At 66.4% G+C, this 17,065-nt stretch carries 15 protein-coding genes; 5 read left to right on the top strand and 10 right to left on the bottom strand.

Features of this window, described 5'->3' with window-relative positions; genetic code table 11:
* Nucleotides 1-5 precede the first annotated feature (5 nt).
* From GGQ91_RS24830 to GGQ91_RS24800, 7 genes are all read right to left on the bottom strand, one after another.
* On the bottom strand, nt 6-812 hold the full coding sequence (locus tag GGQ91_RS24830) for an enoyl-CoA hydratase/isomerase family protein (RefSeq protein WP_029357553.1): 807 nt from the start codon (nt 810-812) through the stop codon (nt 6-8).
* 35 nt (nt 813-847) lie between these two features.
* Nucleotides 848-2,407 (bottom strand): AMP-binding protein, encoded by a 1,560-nt coding sequence (locus tag GGQ91_RS24825; RefSeq protein WP_029357552.1) that lies wholly within the window; start codon nt 2,405-2,407, stop codon nt 848-850.
* Nucleotides 2,400-2,933 carry a (2Fe-2S)-binding protein gene (locus tag GGQ91_RS24820; RefSeq protein ID WP_029357551.1) on the bottom strand — a complete coding sequence of 178 codons (534 nt, stop codon included), beginning with the start codon at nt 2,931-2,933 and terminating at the stop codon, nt 2,400-2,402. The genes GGQ91_RS24825 and GGQ91_RS24820 overlap by 8 nt, the downstream gene beginning before the upstream one ends.
* The gene (locus tag GGQ91_RS24815; protein ID WP_070999602.1) at nt 2,921-3,784 is read right to left on the bottom strand and encodes an FAD binding domain-containing protein; all 864 of its coding nucleotides are present in this window, start codon (nt 3,782-3,784) and stop codon (nt 2,921-2,923) included. Before GGQ91_RS24815 ends, GGQ91_RS24820 begins: the two co-directional genes overlap by 13 nt.
* Entirely contained in the window at nt 3,781-6,756 is a 2,976-nt protein-coding gene (locus GGQ91_RS24810; protein ID WP_029357548.1) for a xanthine dehydrogenase family protein molybdopterin-binding subunit, read from the bottom strand. The genes GGQ91_RS24815 and GGQ91_RS24810 overlap by 4 nt, the downstream gene beginning before the upstream one ends.
* Nucleotides 6,757-6,884: 128 nt before the next feature.
* The gene (locus GGQ91_RS24805) at nt 6,885-7,742 is read right to left on the bottom strand and encodes a helix-turn-helix transcriptional regulator (RefSeq protein WP_029357547.1); all 858 of its coding nucleotides are present in this window, start codon (nt 7,740-7,742) and stop codon (nt 6,885-6,887) included.
* Between the two features lie 60 nt (nt 7,743-7,802).
* Complete coding sequence (locus tag GGQ91_RS24800) at nt 7,803-9,194, bottom strand: sodium:solute symporter family protein (RefSeq protein WP_029357545.1); 1,392 nt, start codon at nt 9,192-9,194, stop codon at nt 7,803-7,805.
* Nucleotides 9,195-11,361: 2,167 nt separating this feature from the next.
* Here GGQ91_RS24800 and GGQ91_RS24795 point away from each other — a divergent pair.
* On the top strand, nt 11,362-11,604 hold the full coding sequence (locus tag GGQ91_RS24795; RefSeq protein WP_182593071.1) for a hypothetical protein: 243 nt from the start codon (nt 11,362-11,364) through the stop codon (nt 11,602-11,604).
* A gap of 879 nt (nt 11,605-12,483) precedes the next feature.
* On the opposite strand, the gene GGQ91_RS24790 is transcribed toward GGQ91_RS24795, so the two are convergent.
* Nucleotides 12,484-12,909, bottom strand: a complete 426-nt coding sequence (locus tag GGQ91_RS24790) for a hypothetical protein (protein ID WP_182593070.1) — start codon at nt 12,907-12,909, stop codon at nt 12,484-12,486.
* Between the two features lie 327 nt (nt 12,910-13,236).
* Here GGQ91_RS24790 and GGQ91_RS24785 point away from each other — a divergent pair, with 327 nt between their 5' ends.
* A complete protein-coding gene (locus GGQ91_RS24785) occupies nt 13,237-14,037 on the top strand; it encodes a hypothetical protein (protein ID WP_182593069.1) in 801 nt (266 codons plus the stop codon).
* Here GGQ91_RS24785 and GGQ91_RS24780 read toward each other — a convergent pair.
* Both GGQ91_RS24780 and GGQ91_RS24775 read right to left on the bottom strand, forming a co-directional pair.
* Entirely contained in the window at nt 14,034-14,384 is a 351-nt protein-coding gene (locus GGQ91_RS24780; RefSeq protein ID WP_182593068.1) for a recombinase family protein, read from the bottom strand. The genes GGQ91_RS24785 and GGQ91_RS24780 overlap by 4 nt on opposite strands.
* A 465-nt stretch (nt 14,385-14,849) precedes the next feature.
* Complete coding sequence (locus tag GGQ91_RS24775; protein WP_182593067.1) at nt 14,850-15,047, bottom strand: hypothetical protein; 198 nt, start codon at nt 15,045-15,047, stop codon at nt 14,850-14,852.
* A gap of 135 nt (nt 15,048-15,182) precedes the next feature.
* On the opposite strand from GGQ91_RS24775, the gene GGQ91_RS24770 reads away from it, so the two are divergent.
* The 3 genes from GGQ91_RS24770 to GGQ91_RS24760 all read left to right on the top strand — a co-directional run bounded on the left by GGQ91_RS24770 (nt 15,183) and on the right by GGQ91_RS24760 (nt 16,953).
* A complete protein-coding gene (locus GGQ91_RS24770) occupies nt 15,183-15,533 on the top strand; it encodes a hypothetical protein (protein WP_182593066.1) in 351 nt (116 codons plus the stop codon).
* A 167-nt stretch (nt 15,534-15,700) separates the two neighbouring features.
* Nucleotides 15,701-16,171 carry a hypothetical protein gene (locus tag GGQ91_RS24765; protein ID WP_182593065.1) on the top strand — a complete coding sequence of 157 codons (471 nt, stop codon included), beginning with the start codon at nt 15,701-15,703 and terminating at the stop codon, nt 16,169-16,171.
* A gap of 149 nt (nt 16,172-16,320) precedes the next feature.
* On the top strand, nt 16,321-16,953 hold the full coding sequence (locus tag GGQ91_RS24760) for a recombinase family protein (protein ID WP_182593064.1): 633 nt from the start codon (nt 16,321-16,323) through the stop codon (nt 16,951-16,953).
* Nucleotides 16,954-17,065 lie beyond the last annotated feature (112 nt).

Raw genomic sequence — 17,065 nt, 5'->3', positions numbered from 1 at the left:
TGGGTTTAGGAGCCGGTGAAACGCGGGGCGCGCTTGGCGTGAAACGCCTCGACGCCCTCACGGAAGTCGTCGGCCTGCCGCAGGCGGCTGTAGCAGTGTCCCTCGAGCTCGATGGCGATGGACAGGCTCGCGTCCTCGGTGTCGTTGAGGAGCTTCTTGGCGGTGCGCTGGGCGATGGGCGAGAAGGCGCGCAGCTCCTCCACGAGGGCGTCGGTGGCCTTTTCCAGGTCCGCGTCGGGCACGCATTCGGTGGCGATGCCCCAGTCGAGGGCCTGCCGGCCGGGGATGCGCTTCGAGCGCATCACGATGTCCTTCGTCCGCGTGATACCGACGATCTTCTGGAGCCGGGCCGAGCCGCCGGAACCGGGGATCTGGCCGAGCTTCTGTTCGGGAAGCGCGTAGCGGCAGGTCTCGGAGACGATGCGGAAGTCGCAGGCCAGCGAGATCTCGAAGCCGACCCCGAACGTGTAGCCACGGTTGGCGGCGATGACGGGCTTCGAGCAGCGGGCCGGCGCCGCCATGTTCCAGGCGAGCTTCGAGACGTGTTCGGGCGAGGCGTCGAGGAAGCCCTTGATGTAGCCCCCCGACGAGAAGTGCTCGCCCTCCGCCCGCAGGACGATGACCCGCACGCGGGGATCCTCGTCCAGCGCCTCGAACACCTTCCGGATCTCGTCGCGCTGGGGCATCGCGATGACATTCATCGGCGGCCGCGCCAGGATCACGTCGGCACGCTCGCGCTCGGCGTCGATCTCGACGCGGAAGCCGTCGAGGTTCGTCAGGCGCGGGTCGATGGTGGGGGTGTCACTCGTCATGGGGCAGGGCTCTCGCTGAAATTCGTTGGGGGGTGTCAGGCGGCCTCGTGGCCTTCGGCGCGGGGCTCGGCCTCGCCCTCGGGCACGTACTCGCCGGCCACGAGCTGACGGCGCAGCAGCTTGCCGACCGGCGATTTCGGGATCTCGTCCACGAAGACGTAGCGGCGCGGCAGCTTGTGACTCGGCAGGCCGCCCGCACGGCAATGGGCGTCGAGCGCCGCTTCGTCGGTGCTGCCGCTCCGCTTGATGAAGGCCGCCACGATCCGGCCCCAGCGCTCGTCGGGCAGGCCCACGACGGCGACCTCGGACACGGCCGGATGCAGGGACAGGCGACTCTCGATCTCGACGGGCGAGACGTTCTCGCCCCCGGTGATGATCATGTCGTCGACCCGGCCGGTGACGTAGAGGTCGCCATCGGCGTCGGCGAAGCCGGTGTCGCCGGTGAAGTACCAGCCGTCGCGAAAGGCCTTGGCGTCGGCCTCGGGGCGATGCCAGTAGCCCTCGAAGGCTTCGTCGCCCTTGGCGATGACGGCGATCTCGCCCTCCTCGCCCGGCGCGGCGGTCCGGTCCGGGTCGCCCCCCATGGGCACGACGCGCACCATGGTGTTGAGGCCCGCCCGCCCGGCCGAGCCGGGTTTCACCGCCGCCTCGTGGTTGATCGTGAAGGTGTAGACCTCCGACGAGCCGTAATGGTTGACGAACAGGTCCGGCCGGAACGCCTCGGTCAGGCGGGCGAGCAGGCCGTCCGTCATCGGCGCCCCGGCGAAGCCGAGCTTGCGCACGGAGGTCGTGTCGGTCGCCGGGAAATCCCGGTGGTGCACGAGGTCGTGATAGAGGGTCGGCACGAGGTAGAGGTTGGTGATCCGCTCGGCCGCGATCAGCCGCAGCGCCCCGGCCACGTCGAAGCGCGGCAGGCAGACGAAGGTCCCGCCGATCAGCGACATGGCAAGGAGCGAGCGCACGCCCATCGTGTGGTAGAGCGGCATGACGCCGAGCGTCCGCTCGCCACGCCCGTAGAGGTTCTGCGCCACGTGGGCGAGCGCCGCCGCCCGCTCCGCCCGGTGTCGCCGTGGCACCCCCTTGGGCTTGGCGGTGGTGCCGGAGGTGTAGAGCATCAGCGAGATCGCTTCCGCGTCGACCCGGGGCGTCGCCGGGGGGCCTTCGGTGGCGGTGAGGTCGGCGAAGGCGGTCTCGCCGGGGCCGGGTGGCGTGCCGACGGCGATGCGCGGGATCCGCTGCGACGCCGCGCTATCCCGCAGGCTCCCGGTCGAGACCGGTTCGTAGGCGATGGCGCGGGCTTGCGCGTTCTCGATCGCGAAATCGATCTCCTCGGCCTTGGCCCGCCAGTTGATCGGCGTGATCACGATACCCGCGAACTGGCAGGCCCAGTGCAGGGTCGCCGCCTCGTGCCGGTTCTGAAGGACCGTGACGAGGTGGTCGCCGGGCTTCAGCCCGAGCCGGTCGAGCCCCGCGACGGTCGCGGAGATCACCGCGAACCACTCCGTGTAGGTCAGCCGGGTCTCCCCGTCGACGAGGGCCAGGGCGCGGGGATCGCGGGAGACGCTCGCAAGGAAGCTGGTGCCGAGATCAAGCATGGGCGGCCTCCGGGGATGACGGGGCCGGGATGTCGCCCCTGAGTTCCGCAGCCGCCTCCAGGGCGGCCTCGATGATCGGCGCGTAGCCGGTGCAGCGGCAGAGATGGCCGCCGATCACTTCCGTGATCTCCCGGCGCGACGGGTTCGGCCGCAGCACGAGATAGGCATCGAGCGACATCAGGATGCCGGCGGTGCAGAAGCCGCATTGCAGGGCGTGCCGCCGCCGGAAGGCCGCCTGCAGCACTCCGAGCCGGCCGGGCTCGGGAGCCAGACCCTCGACGGTCCGCACGGCGCAACCCTCGACCCCCACGGCCAGCGTCAGGCAGGCCCGGGCGGGCACCCCGTCGATGGACACCGTGCAGGCGCCGCAGACGCCGTGCTCGCATCCGACATGCGTGCCCGTGGCCCCGAGCCCGTGGCGCAGGGCGTCGGTCAGCAGGGTGCGGGTCTCGACCTCGACCGTGGTCTCGCGCCCGTTGAGGGTGAAGGCCACCGTGTGACGGCCCTTCGCGTCTAGCTGTGGCATGGCACGGCCTCCTGATGGGTGTCGCCTCTTGCGGCCCTGGCCGCTTCCTCCAGCACCCGGCGGCCGAGACTCCGCACGAGGTCGCGGCGGTAGCGGGCGGTGCCGTGGAGATCGTCCCCCGCGCCGAGGTCCCAGGCGAAGGCGTTGAGGGCATCGTCCAGCGCCGAGCCGGCGAGATGGGGGAAGTCACGGGCGGTGGGCCGGTCGGCGACGCCGCCGACGGCGAGCCGCATCCGGGTGCCGTCCACGACCGCCGCGCAGGCGACGATGGCGTAGTCGCCGTGCCGACGCCCCACCTCGGCGAAGGCGGTGCCGGCGCCCTCCCGGCGGAGGGGATAGGCGATGGCCTCGATCATCTCATCGTCGGCCCGGTCGGTGACCATCATGCCGGTGAAGAAGTCCTCGGCCGCCACGCGCCGGACTTTCCGGCGGCTGCGCAGGTGAATCTCGCCCTGCAGCGCCACGAGGCAGAGGGGGATTTCCGCGCTCGGGTCGGCATGGGCGACGGAGCCGCACAGCGTCCCCCGTGCCCGGGTCTGGATGTGCCCGACCCACGGCAGGGCGGCGGCCAGCAGCGGCAGGTCCCGGGCGAGCCCCGGCCGGTCGAGCAGGATCGCCTGCCGCACGCCCGCCGGGATGACGAGAGCCCCCTTGTCGAGACGGGGCTCTTTGAGAGCGGGAATGCGCATCACGTCGACGAGCACGGCGGGCTTCGTCAGCCGCATGTTGAGCATCGGCATCAGGGACTGGCCGCCCGCGATGATCCGAGCCTCGGGGCCGTGCTGGCGCAGGGCTTCCAAGGCGTCGTCCAGGGACGTCGCGCGCAGATAGGCGAAGGGCGCGGGCTTCATGCGGACACTCCCAGGCGTGCGAGGAGCCGTCGCAGGGCGGCCGGGAGGCGGAGCCTGCGCTCGCCGGACCCGCCGGCTCGCCGAGCCAGGGCGGTGAAGAATCCGCCGATGATCACCCGCGCGGCCCCGTCGAGGAGGCGCCCGCCCACCGCCGCGACCTTGCCGCCCACCGCCGCCTCGTAGACGTAGGCGATCCGCGTCCCCCCGGCGCCGTCGGGCTCCAGGGTCAGGCGGCCGGTTCCACCGCCGCTGCCGAGGCCACCCGTCACCGTGCCGGTGAGCGTCACCGCCCGGGGCTCATCGAGATCGCTGAGGGTGACCTCGGCCTTGTAGCGGCCCTTCACCGGGCCGACGCCGAGGGTGACGTCGGCCTGGAACCGTGTGCCGGAGAGCTTCCGCACCCCGTGCGAACCGGGGATGACGGAGGCGAGCACGTCCGGGTCGAGGAGCATCGCCCAGACCGTCTCCGGCGGAGCCGTGACGGTGGCCGAGCCCTCCCCACGCAAGGTGCGGTCGCCCGCCTTCGTGGCGGGCTTCGGGGCAGAGTGGCCGGCGGGGGGCGCTCGTTCCTCCCCGCCCGCCGCGAGGGCAGCGAGCTTGGCGGGGGTCAGGGGCAGGTCGATGGCCTCAAGCCCGAGGGCGTCGGCCACCGCGTTGGCGAGGCAGACCGGAGTCGACATGCAGTTGCCCTCGCCGACTCCCTTGGCGCCGAGCGGCGTGAAGGGCGACGGACTCTCGACGTGCAGGATGCGTAGATCCGGCACCTCGGTCGCGGTGGGCAGCAGGTAATCGGCGAAGGTTCCGGACAGGAAGGCGCCATCGTCGCCGTAGGAGAGTTCCTCGAAGACCGCCGCGCCGAGCGCCTGCGCGAAGCCGCCGCGCACCTGCCCCTCGACCATGCCCGGGTGCAGGATGCGCCCGCAATCGTGCATCGAGACGTAGCGATCGATGATGATCTTGCCGGTGACCCGGTCGATCTCCAGGCCGCAGATGTCGAAGATGAAGCCGTGGCAGAGGGAGGAGTTGATGTGGTCCTCGGCGTCCGGCGCCGTCAGTTCCGGGGGTGTCCAGAACACCGTCTCGCGGATCACCGCGCCGAGATCCTCGGGCACGAGGCCCGGCGACCAGTGGCTCGTGGCGGCCACCCGCGCGAAGGGCAGGCCCGCATCCGGGTTCAATCGCGAGGCGATGCGACCGCCCGCGAAGAGCAAATCCTCGGGACGCAGGTTCAGCTGCGCCGCCGCGATCCGCGCGAGCCTGTCGCGCAGGCGGGTGGCGGCGAGGTGCGCGACCCCCGCCACGGCGGCGGCGAAGCGGCTCGCGTAGTTCCCCGAGGCGATGGACCACGCATCCTTGGCGGTGTCGAGGTCGGCCGTGACCCGGACCTGCTCCATCGGGAGGCCGAGCACGTCGGCCACCACCTGGGCGAGCACCGTCCGGTGCCCCTGGCCCTGCGGCACCGAGGCGACCTGCACCGTCACCGAGCCGACGGGATCGAGGGTGATGGTGGCGGTCGATTGCGCGCCGTTCTTGGGCCCGGCCTTGGCGCGTTCCTCCGCCGTCAGCACGGTGGTGATGTAGCCCATGTTGGAGACGCTGGGCTCGACCGCCGCCGTGAGGCCGATCCCATAGAGGCGGCCCTCGGCGCGGGCGGCGTCCCGCCGCCGCTTCAGCTCATCGAGCCCGCCGTCCCGGGCGGCTTCATCGAGGGCGCGCTGGTAATCGCCGGAATCGTAGAGGGCGCCGGTCGCGGTGCGATAGGGAAAGGCGTCGGCCGGAATCAGATTCCGGCGGATCACCGCGAAGGGATCGAGGCCCAGCGTCAGCGCGATGCGCTGCATCAGCCGTTCGAGCGGATAGTACACCTGCGGCCCGCCGAAGCCGCGCACGAGGCCGGTCGGCGTCTTGTTGGTCAGCACCACCCGGTTGCGCACGGCGACGTTGCGGATGGCGTAGGCGCCGGTGAGGTTGCCGTGCATCCGGTAGAGCGTGGCGGGTTCGGGCGCCCGCAGGTAGGCGCCGCAATCCTCGACCTGATCCCAGTCGAGCGCGGTGACGCGCCCATCCGCGTCGAAGGCGGCCCGGAGGGTCGTGACCCGGTTCGTGGCGGAGACGGAGGCCGAGAGGTGCTCCAGCCGGTCCTCGATCCACTTCACCGGCTGGCCCACGAGGCGCGCCGTGGCGGCGATCAGCACGGCGTAGGGCGCGACGCCCTGCTTCACTCCGAAGCTGCCGCCGGAATCGGGGGGCGTGCGCAGGCGCAGGCGGTTGCCCGGCACCTTCAGCGCCCGGGCCACCACCGCGTGGATGCTGAACGGCCCCTGGAAGTTCGCCAGCACGTCGTAGGAATCGTCGGTGGGATCGTAGGAGGCGACGACGCCGTAGGTCTCCATCGGCGAGCCGGTGTTGCGCGGGTAGCGCACGGTCACGGACAGGCTGTGCGGGCTGTCCGCGAAGGCCGCCTCGGGGTCGCCGTAGCGGAAGCGGCGGTCGCTGACGCAATTGGCGCCGACGCCCTCGTGCAGGATCTCGCTGTCGGGGGCGAGGGCCGACAGCGGGTCGACCACCGCCGGGCGGACCCGGTACTGCACCTCGATCAGGTCGCAGCCATCCTCCGCGAGGTAGCGGTCGCGGGCGACGACGATGGCGACGGGCTCGCCGACATAACGCACCCGGTCCACCGCGATGGCGCGGGCATCGACGGCCGCCCGCAAGGCCGGGACGAGGCCGGTCGTGACGGCGTCGAGGTCCCGGCCCGTGACCACGGCGGTGACGCCGGGCAGCGCCTTGGCCACCTGGACGTCGATGCCAAGGATGTCCGCATGGGCGTGGGGCGAGCGCAGGATTGCCGCGTGCAGCGTGCCGGGCCGCGTGCCGAGGTCGTCGATGTAGCGGCCGAGCCCGGAGAGCAGGGCGGCGTCCTCGACGCGCTCCACGGACCGTCCGACATAGCTCGATGACACGATGCCCAAGCCGTTTCCTCCGCCGGACCTCTCGATGGGGTCCGTATCTCGGGGAGAATGGCGGCTCCGTGTGGGTGCGGCGATGCCGAGGCGTCTCGCGACTTACCGAAACGTCTCATTCTTTGATGACGGCGCCGTCAGGCAGCGGGCTGCCCGCCCCGCCGGACGATACCGCGGAAGATGCTCGGGGGTACGCTGACGTGGTCCCGGAAGAAGCGCGAGAAATGTGCGGGCGCGGCGAAGCCGAGGCGCATGCCGATCGCGGTGATGGGCTCCTCGCTACTCACGATGGCCTCGACGGCCTGCTCGATCCGGATCGCGTTCAGGAAGACATGCGGCGGGGCCCCGGTGGATTGCTCGAACAGGCGGTAGAACTGGGCGCGGGAGAGGCCCGCCTCGCGTGCCAGCGCCTCGGTGCCCAGCATGGCGCCGGGCTCCGCCCGCACCCGCGCGATGGTGCGTCGGATGCGCCAGTCGCCAGCGTTGCGCCGGGCGGCGGCGCGGAGGGAGAGGGGCTCCTCGCGCCAGGCCGTGAACCGCTCGATCACGGCGACCATCAGGTTCGACAGCAACTCGTCCTGGATGTGGGAGGAAAGCGGCGCGTAGACCATCTCGGCGGCGAGGTCGTGGGCGAGCCGGCGAATCGTTGGTGTGACGGCGCCCGACGGTTGTCCGAAGAAACCGGGCGCCCCGCTCGCAGCCCAATTCCGCCGGAACGCGCCGAGCCAGTCGGGCTCGATGTACAGAGCCAGGATCATCGCCTTGGCCCGCTGGGGATCGTGCAGGTAGGCGTGGGTCTCCCAGGCGTTGATCAGGACAGCCTGATCGTCGGTGAGCGCGACAACCTGATCGCCGACGAGGAACTGCGTGTCGTCTCCCTCGACCTTCAGGAGCACATGGCAATGCGGGTGCGCGTGACGGACGAGGCTGCGGTCCATGTCGAGGAGCGCGACGCGGCCGAAGGCGCCATGGGCGATCTCAAGAGCCTCGGACATCTGCACTATTTAGCATGGTCCGCGGGTGGCAGCTAGATCGCCGCCGGGCCCACCGTCCCGTCAGGGCGCCGCAACCGATTCGTTCCGGAGCGTGGTCCTCTTGCGGAGTTCGGCGGTACCCATCACCGCCAGGGGAATGACGAGGGCCACATAGGCGTTGTCGATTCCCCCGGGATCGCCGGCGAGGAACCAGCCGATCGTCAGGACGAGGGAAACCAGGATGCTGACGACGGCGGCCCGCGGGGTGCCGAAGCGCGGAGCGTAGAAGGCAAAGACGACCAGGACCGCCAGCGTCGCCCGCAGGGATTTCGCGAGGAAGGTCACCTTCAGGATATCCGGCGCGAAGATCGCCAGGGGAATCGGGATCAGACCCACGAGCACCGTCATGCTGCGGACGAACCGCAGGGACGATGTCCCATCCTCGCTCAGACGGCGGGGATGATAGAAATCCTTGAACAGCAGGGTGGCGGCGCCGATGCTGAGGGCCGAGATCGTGCCGAACAGGGACCCCGCCAATCCCGCCACCACGATGGCGGCCAGTAGATCGTCCATCCGGGCGATCAGGCCCGGCAAAGCCTGGATCGCGGGGATTCCCGGCAGCAGCGCCGCCGCGCAGACACCGACCAGGGCGGCGCCGATGCCGAACGGCACGAGCAGGAAGGCACAATAAAAGCTGGCCTGCCTCGCCGTGCGCCCGTCCTGCACGGTATTGATGGCCTGGATTACGTATTGCGTCGAGAAGACCGCGCCGATGCCGGCGACCATCCACGCGAAGATCTGCGACCAGCCGACCGTATCGACCGCGAACATCGCTTCGGGCACGCGGACCCGCAGGTTCGCGAGGCCGCCGACCTGAGACAATCCGAAGGCGACGGCCGCGAGGATGCCAAGATACTTCACGACGGCATGGAGGACATTCGTGTAGATGACCGAGCGCATCCCCCCGACACTGACATAGAGCGTCGCGACGATACCCGTGATGACGATGGCACTGGTCCGATCGACGTTAAGGAGGCCTGCCAGGATCGTACCGCCGCCCGCATAGGTCGAGACTGCGACGATCTGAAGAGCGAAGATCATGATGATTGAGGTCGCGAGCTTGGTCGGACGACCGTAGGCCTTATTCAACGCCCCGGAGATCGTATTCTCGCCGAGTTCCTTGAAGCGGGGCGCGAGCAGGATGGCGTAAAGAACGAATCCGACGGCGAGGGCGAGGACGTTCCAGGCTGCCGACACGCCGACTCTGTAGGCCGTCTGTGTGGTACCGACGCTCGTCGCAGTCCCGATGAATTCCGACATCAGCAGAAAGCCGATCAGGAACGCCGGATAGCGCGTGCCGCCGGAGGTAAAGCTTCCCGCGCTCCTCGCATGGCGTCGCACAGAGAAACTGATCAGCCCCATCGCCGCCATGTAGGCCAGGGTCAGGGAAAGAACGATCCAGTTTGGCTGCATGGGTGCGGCCTAACGGCGATGCCGTAGCGCCTGAGCGCCAAGGGACCCCAGCATGTTTCCTCCGAAATCATTCGGGGCCGCAGCTTTCCTCGCAGGAACGAGAAGCAACGGCCATTGCGGGGAAAATTAGATTTTGAAGAGGAAGCGGACAAATATTCTGATTTGATCGGCGCCATCAGATTATCTGATTCAGCACTATAATTAATATAAAACGCATCTTTCTAGCCTAAAAAGCTAACATAGTCTCAGTGACCCATGTCTGCCATCTCGGGCGGAGTTGGCGCATCCCGATAGCGGTCTTTCGCGGCAGTTGAGCAAAATCAGCTTAGCTTGGGACACGAAAGGGCGTAGGCCGTTGGTGACGGCACGAGGGCGAGGCTGACCTCAACGATGGTGTCGTCAAAGGTCCACCGGGGGATTGTGCGCCTCGGAGCTTAATTCGTGAAGGCACCTGCGAAGCCTCCCTACGGCGATGCACCGTCGGATACATCGACAACCAGGCCATCGCTCAGCTGCCGATAGAACGTCTGCTTTCAGGTTGCTGCCCGGTTCGGCTGAGTGGCAGCAATGGGCGCAAAGCGGAATGACCGCTTTCTACGATCTAAGCATTCCTAAAGCGCGATTTTCTCAATCGTCGATGCATCTCAACCGCGATCTAAGCTCGACCTTATTGCAACCGGTTTCACTGACACCGGCACCGGCGATCAGCTGTCAGCAGGCACTCAGTACGCGGAGAGCCGAAGCCCAGGGGTATGAATTAGCCGATGCGCAATGGCCGCCACAGACTGTAGGTCACGCCCACGGAGCGCCATTGGTCCCAGTGCATGAAGTAGCACCCATGCGACCCATCTGCTGGCGCGCGTTAGCCGCCGTCCATCCTTGCGTAGATCCATCGAGGCGCCCCAACTCCGCGCCCACTCTTTGATCTTCGGTAGCGGAATGGCCAAGTCTTTCAACTGGATTGCTAGCTTCTTCAAAAAGTTTGACCGCGCTTCGGGCGAAGCCTCCACGCTGATACGACCATTTCTCTTTCTGAAGCAGACACTCAAGTAGTCAAAGCCTCTGGCAGTGGAGCGTATAGGAGTGCTTCTCGCTTTCAGGGGACCGACAGCGGCGCGTTCGAGCGCATCGCCAAGGATATCAATCGCTAGTGCCACCGCCGCCTTTGATCCGCTGAGGATCGCGATGTTGTCGGCCTGGACGACCAACCTAACGGATCTTGGCCAGTCTGACCGCCGTTCGGCTTCGTCCAGGACCGATGCCACCGCGGCCTCGGCGATTAGCGGCGAGCACAGCGAGCCTTGGCTCAAACCGCGGCCGACCCCCATTTCTGAAGCGAGCCCCATTGGGCCCCATGACTGACCTTCTTCTCCAACTAGGTGATATGTACCACCTCTGGCGAGGCAACGTGCCTCTACCACTCTACGGGGGATTACCCCGAGGAGTTTTCTGACCCCATCCTCCGCGAGGTTGGGGTAACAACTCTTGATGTCCATCTCGGCGGCGTAGCCACAGCCTAGGGCGATCAGATCCGCCACTCTCCGGCATGCAGCGGTTTGGCCACCGTGTTTAACCGCGAACTGATCGTCCCTGATCTGAAGGTGCGGCCGGACTATCTCGCGGACGAGCCACTGTGCTGCGCGTTCCTCTAGACCGTAGTCCACGATGGCGCGACATCCGCTGCCTTTGGACTTAGGTATCGCGCGGACCCTTGCTGCCCCGGTAGCTCTCCCCCAAAGATTGAGGGTGGCGGCCGTTGCACGCACCACGTGGCGTGACTTCCGGCGATGGGGCTTAAGTTTGGCGTTAGCCTCGTGTGCGGCAACGTACTTTGCGCTGTAACAGTACATCAGAGTGCGCTCTATGCTGCGCGCTCGCTTTCTGTCTCCCGCCTCCATTGCCTTCGCAATGCGTCCCTTGAGCTTCAGGACATCGCGGCACGCCTGCTCGTACGTAAGCGATCCTAGGCACCGGCGATCCAGTGCAACCGGTTGCACTGGGCTTTCCAGGTCCTGTGATTGGATCGAAGCGAGCATCTACTATGGCTTCATGAGTTCGCGCTCCCGAGACAGCCGCTCGAGGTAGATACTTATCTACGAGGGTTTTGATATGACGCGCAAGATATCGTTGTCAATCGATCCGATCCCATTTAAATGGGAGGACCAACTTGCTGGGTGCCGTAATGATCTCCCTGGGATACAAAGAACGTCCCGATGTGGTTGAGAAGATCGATCGCATCATCCGCGGACGACGCCGGGAGAACCCAGACGCGACTTACTCTCGCGGCAAATTCCTCCGCGAGGCGGTCAATCGTGCCCTTGCCGATTTTGAGGAAAGCTTGCCGAAGGTCCGGCCAAGAACCCGGCTCCGCGAGACCGTTCCTCCGGTGAAACCGGTTGCATCGGCGTGACTAGGCGGCTGTCCTGCGGTCGATCAAGGCTCTCAAGGAGGCGGATCCAGTAAGGAGAGCGCAGCCTTTCCCGCCGTGAGAAGCGGGGAGCATGTCTGGGTCAGTCCGCACCTGAGGAGGTGGACACCTCATTCAGAGCTTGGACCAACGACCTGGCGTGCAATCGATTGCACGAGGTTGGAACCCGCGCTGGAGCCTGTCCATCCCCGAAACCCTTTCCGGATCTTTCCGCATCTTTAGAGAGGGGAAAGGCCCATTCGGCCCGCTAAGGCGGCTCAGCTCGTGCGTGTCCTCCCCCTCCCCCTAATCTGCTTGTTCAGGTGGTCCAGAGCAGCCTGAACCCTCCTGCCTAGGTTCCGTACCGCTACTCGGCACCGAGATCAGGGGGATGACAGCGGTAAGGGCCTGGAGGTGGGCAGGATCGACAAGGAGCGAGATCTCCGTCTACCCCTGTACTGGAGATGCCGGAGCCTCTGAAATTGCAACATCTGCAAATAACTGGGGTTTATCTCGCGATGGCCGTTCCAGTCTTTCCCCGACTTTGAGGGGCGGAAGCAGCCTGTTTTGTACGCGAATACCTTCGTCCGCTTTCGTCAATCTTGAAGGTGCGAAGCGCCCTGGGCCTCGATCGACTGACGTAAGCGAGGCATCAGCCGTGCCCGCGTCCGAAAAATTTCATTTCTGCGCGGAAAGACCCGGTGCAACCGGTTTCACTGAAGCGGGGGGCAGTCTCGGTCTGCGACCTGACACCCATGGCGCCGCTCGCGGCGACCACCGCCCTAACCTGCCCCCTGCTAGCTGTCCGGCAGCTCGATTACCTCCAAGGCAAGGGCGCGGTGTCCCGACCGCCAGAGCTGCCTACCGCGTCCACTCGGCGGGCTAGAACTTCTTCACGCGCTCCATGCGTTCCGCGGTGGTCATCGGCTGTTCGTAGACGAAGCGCCGATCCCAGCACATGCCAGGCACCTCCCCGGTTTCCGGGGTCAGGCGTCGCAGGCTGTTGTCCGCGGGCGTGAAGGCCAAGCGGTTGCCGTTGGTCTCCACGCACACCACCGTGAGCTGGACCCCGGAGCCGTTCGTGAACACCGTCCGCGGCGTCATCAGGATGTTCGTGAGCCCGACCCGTTCGACAAGGTCCCCATCGTCGGGATGGACTGCCCAGCCCACCCGGCCGCCGATCTGCGGCCACACCGCGTAGAGAAGCCCGCCGACAAAGACCAACGCGATGATTGACCCGAACAGGGAGATCAGGGCCGACACGCCTGTCACGAACCCGTTCCAGAGCTTGTCCGACCCGTCAGCCATGCAGCACCGGTAGCAGCGTCCCGATAGGAGAACCAGGGGTTGCGCCGGATCGAGGCCGCGGCGTCCGCCGCCCCCATAGGCGCCCCTGAAGCCCCTGTACCTGCTCCCCCTACGGGTAGAGCCCCGGGCCCTCGATCCCTCCCTCTCCCTCGATCGTGGTCGGGACCCCTCCCTCAATCGGGGCGATCTCCCTCTCGCTCGGCCACCCTGATCAGCCCGTCTCGGTTCGAAACCGTCTCGCTACCACCTGATACCGAGATGCCGTCTCGGTATGCTGGAAAGGCAGGCTGAGGACCCTCCTGAAGCCGAACTCGGACAGCTAGCCTGATGACCAAGCCGTTCGACGGTGCGCGCATCAAGATCGAGCGCGCGAAGCACCACCTCCAGAGCTTCGAGGCGGAGGTCGCGGGGTACTTCGAGCGTGGGGGGGCTCAAGTCGTCTTCGAGATGGCCGACGAGTACACGGAGGCGGTAGGTGCCCCGATGGGTGCGTTCGTCTACCGCGAGAGCGAGCCAAGGCCGGACATGTGGTCCGCGATGGTCGGGGACATCGTCCATAACCTACGGGCGTCCCTGGACCTGATGGCCACCGACCTACACCGCATCTCGGGCGGAGATCCGAAGCACAGCAAGAAGGTGCACTACCCGTTCTGCAACGACCGGTCCGAGCTGAACGCGACGATCAGCGCGCGGAAGCTGAACCGTATCGATCCCGCGTTCCGCGAAATCATAGACGCGACGGCGCCCTTCAAGGGCGGCAACGACGGCCTGTATGCGGTCCACCAACTGGACATTCTGGACAAGCATCAGACGCTCGTGCCGACCTTGTCCATCGTGCAGATGGACTGGCCCGTGCCGATCGTTGAAGGGGACCAGAAGTTCGGGACCTGCGTCGCGATGGATGGCCAACGCCTGATGCTCTTCCCGCCGGGACTTTGTCCGCTCCCGATCGGTTCGCGGATCCCGGCTGATGTCACGGTCGTGTTCGATGACGTGGACGTGTTCAGGGGCATAGAGATCGTCCCCCAGCTCGCGGCTTGCATCCGCAGCGTCGAGCACATCCTGAACCTGTTCAAGCGGGTTGCTGACCAACGCGATGGGGGTGAACCATCCGAGCCTCCGGACTAGACCCGCAAGGCCCGGCCCCGACGACGTGTTCCTGCCGGGGCCTGGGTCTCTGGAGGTAACGGTGGGGTGAAGGGGTCCGGCCGCCGCACCGGCAACCGCTCATTGGACCGCTTGAGATCGAGGTGCCGGAGGAGCCGGGCCACCGTGGTGGGGTGCCAGAGGCCCCCGCGGGGTGTGGTGACGCCGCGGGCGTTGAGGGTGGTGGCGATCCCGCGGTGCGAGCGGATGTCCTCCATCTCCAGGTTCAGGATGATGTCCCGGAAGGCTTCCGCGTCTTGCTGGGCAAAGGCGCTGTTGGCGGCAGCTCCTAGCCGTTGGGCGAGGGTGGCGGTGGGCTGATTGGTCATGACGCTCCCGATGCGAGGGAGCACGGTTGTGGGCTGTGTCCGGTCCTGTGTCTAGAGGTGTGTGCAGGACTGTGTCCGGCTAGAGTGCAACCGGTTTCACTCAGATCCTGGAGGCTGATCGCCTGTCCGGGTATCTCGGAGATCAGGCCGCCGAGGGCCTGCGGAGCTGCGCCATCAGGGCCGCTAGACCCCGGGGAGCTGTGGCCGCTTCTCGCCCAGCGCTCCGCTTCCGCCTTGGCCTCTGCGACGCGCTCGCGCTCCAGGTCCAGCACCGCCTCCAGAACAGCCACCTGTCCGGCTCTTGCCCGTTCCGCGTCCCGCTACCACTGCACCGCCTCCAGCCGGGCCCGGACCGAGACCAGCTCGCCTTCCAGCCGGCTGGCGTGACGCTCCAGGACCGCCACGGCGGCGGACATGTCACCGGTGTCATCCCTGGTGCTGTCTCCGGTGGCATCGCCAGTGTCGTCACCGGGGGGCGCTGGTGTCATCACTGGAGACGGGCCGTTCCACCTCCAGGCGTTCGATCGGCACGGCGACACGCGCCTTGCCATCGTTGCCCTGGACCTTGTGCCAGCCATGACGGATCGCCAGCCGCTTCGCGCCCGCAGCCGTGATCCCGAGGGCGGCCCCAAGCTCCGCGCAGGTGAGCGACTTCGTCTCCACGGAGTTCCCCCCTCCGTCCCTGGTGACGTCCCCGGTGGTGTCCCTGGTGACGCGGTGGAGTTAACCGCTCGCCAACATGGAGGCTTCGACCTACCTGTGGACGTGCCAGCGCTGCTACAACCTCAAGAGAGGCCCATGTCCAACGTCGTCACCCCGCAAGCCTTCGCGACGTTCCCGCCCCCCTACCGGATGCAGGTTGTGTACGATCGCCTCGAAGCGGAGCTTTCGCATCTGCTCGACGTGGATGTCACGATGGAACCCCTCGTGATGGAGGATAGCGACAGGCAGTACCCGCACCTCCAGTTCGACACCTGTCGGGTATGGGCTCGCCGCGGCACGCTCAGCGCGAACGTCCACGGAGTGATCCAGGACGGAAGTTTCTTCTACCGTCTGGCGGTCTACGACGGCGACACGCCGAAAGGGCTCACGGACGTTAGGATGACCAACCTCAGCGATCTCATCGCGCACGCCAAGGCGGTATTCTGAGCGCCTGTCGCTGCCTTCGCAGTGAGGTGTACGAAGAAATTGTCTTGCCTGGGTATGTGTGGCTTGGAGAGATTGGAAACGGCGGTGCCCGAGACCGGCCCTGCGCTGCCTTATGGCATCACCCCACATACCCTGAAGCCCAACATTACAATACTAAGGTGCTGGCGATGCGTCAGGAGCCGATCAAGACAGAGGTGTTGGTCACGACGTGGCAATGCCATTCTTGTCAGGGCACTGGGGTGTTGGAGGTCTCGACAGCTGGTGCCGCAGTATCTCGGGTCGATCGAGTAGTTTGCGCGACGTGTTCTCAAGCGTACGATGGCGCTGTTTTCCATGCCAACGGTATTGAGGCTATGCCGGCACAAACAGAAATATTGAAGGAGCATATTAGATCTTCCACTGCGGTCAAAATATCGCAGAATATCGTTGCTGCTTTGCTCGTTTTGTCAGCAATTGCTTGCGTTATACTTGCGCCTCAAGGGCGAGAAGTGGCGGCAAGTATTGTCGCAGCGGCTGTTTTGTTTGTAGGTGCGGGCATTGCTGGTATTGCAAATTTCAATATCAAACTGCCGCTTGTGAACATGGCTGCATCAACGCAGACTTTGCCTCCTCCGCCGAAGAAGCGCGGAGCGCCGTAACCCGTCTCGCTTGAGTATACCCAAACGGGCCAGCCCTTCGAGACAGGTTTGTCGTCTTATATGGATTGACCGAAGATTTTTGAGACGGTAGTTTGGCGAGGTCTAGAGGCATCCGAGACAGGAAGCGTCCAGTGACTGCCGGTCCCCCCATGCGTACCCGAACCCGCGCGCCTGCTCACACTCAGCCCCCCCCCGCGCTGTCCGGGCACGTCTACGGCTATGCTCGAGTGTCGACCACCGATCAGCATCTCGGCCTCCAAGAGGAAGCTTTACGCGCCGCCGGGTGTGAGATGGTCCGCGCTGAGAAGCGATCCGGCACGACCACCGAGGGTCGGACCGAGTTGCTGACGCTGATGGACTTCGCTCGGCGGGGAGACACAATCGTGGTGACCCGCATCGATCGCCTTGCCCGCTCGATCGCTGACCTCGCCGCCCTGGTGCGCGAGTTGGAGGCCAAGGGCGTGGCACTCCGCGCGACTGAGCAGCCAGTAGACACCAGCACTGCCGCCGGCCGGTGCTTCCTACAGATGCTCGGCGTGTTCGCAGAATTCGAGACCAACCTACGCCGCGAGCGCCAGCTAGAGGGTATTGCCAAGGCGAAGGCTGAAGGAGTGTACAAAGGCCGCCCCCGCTCGATCGACGCCGCCGCCGTCCGGGCTATGGCTGCGGAGGGCTTGGGCGGATCCGAGATAGCCCGGCGCCTAGGGATAGGCCGAGCCAGCGTCTACCGCCTGCTCGGTGACACCAAGGTCGCCCCAGTGCAACCGGTTTCACCGGCGTAAGCCGACCCAATCTGCTCACGAGGCCGGGGCGTTCCCAATCCCATAGGTAGGTGCGCCGCGCAGGCTCGAAACAAGGCAGAGTGCCGGCGAACCGTACCCGTTTGCGGCTGAG

This window comes from Methylobacterium fujisawaense (assembly GCF_014138435.1).
In the GTDB taxonomy this organism is placed as follows: Bacteria; Pseudomonadota; Alphaproteobacteria; order Rhizobiales; family Beijerinckiaceae; genus Methylobacterium; species Methylobacterium fujisawaense.
Note: the sequence above shows the minus strand (reverse complement) of the source record. Positions and strands in the feature narration are given on the sequence as shown.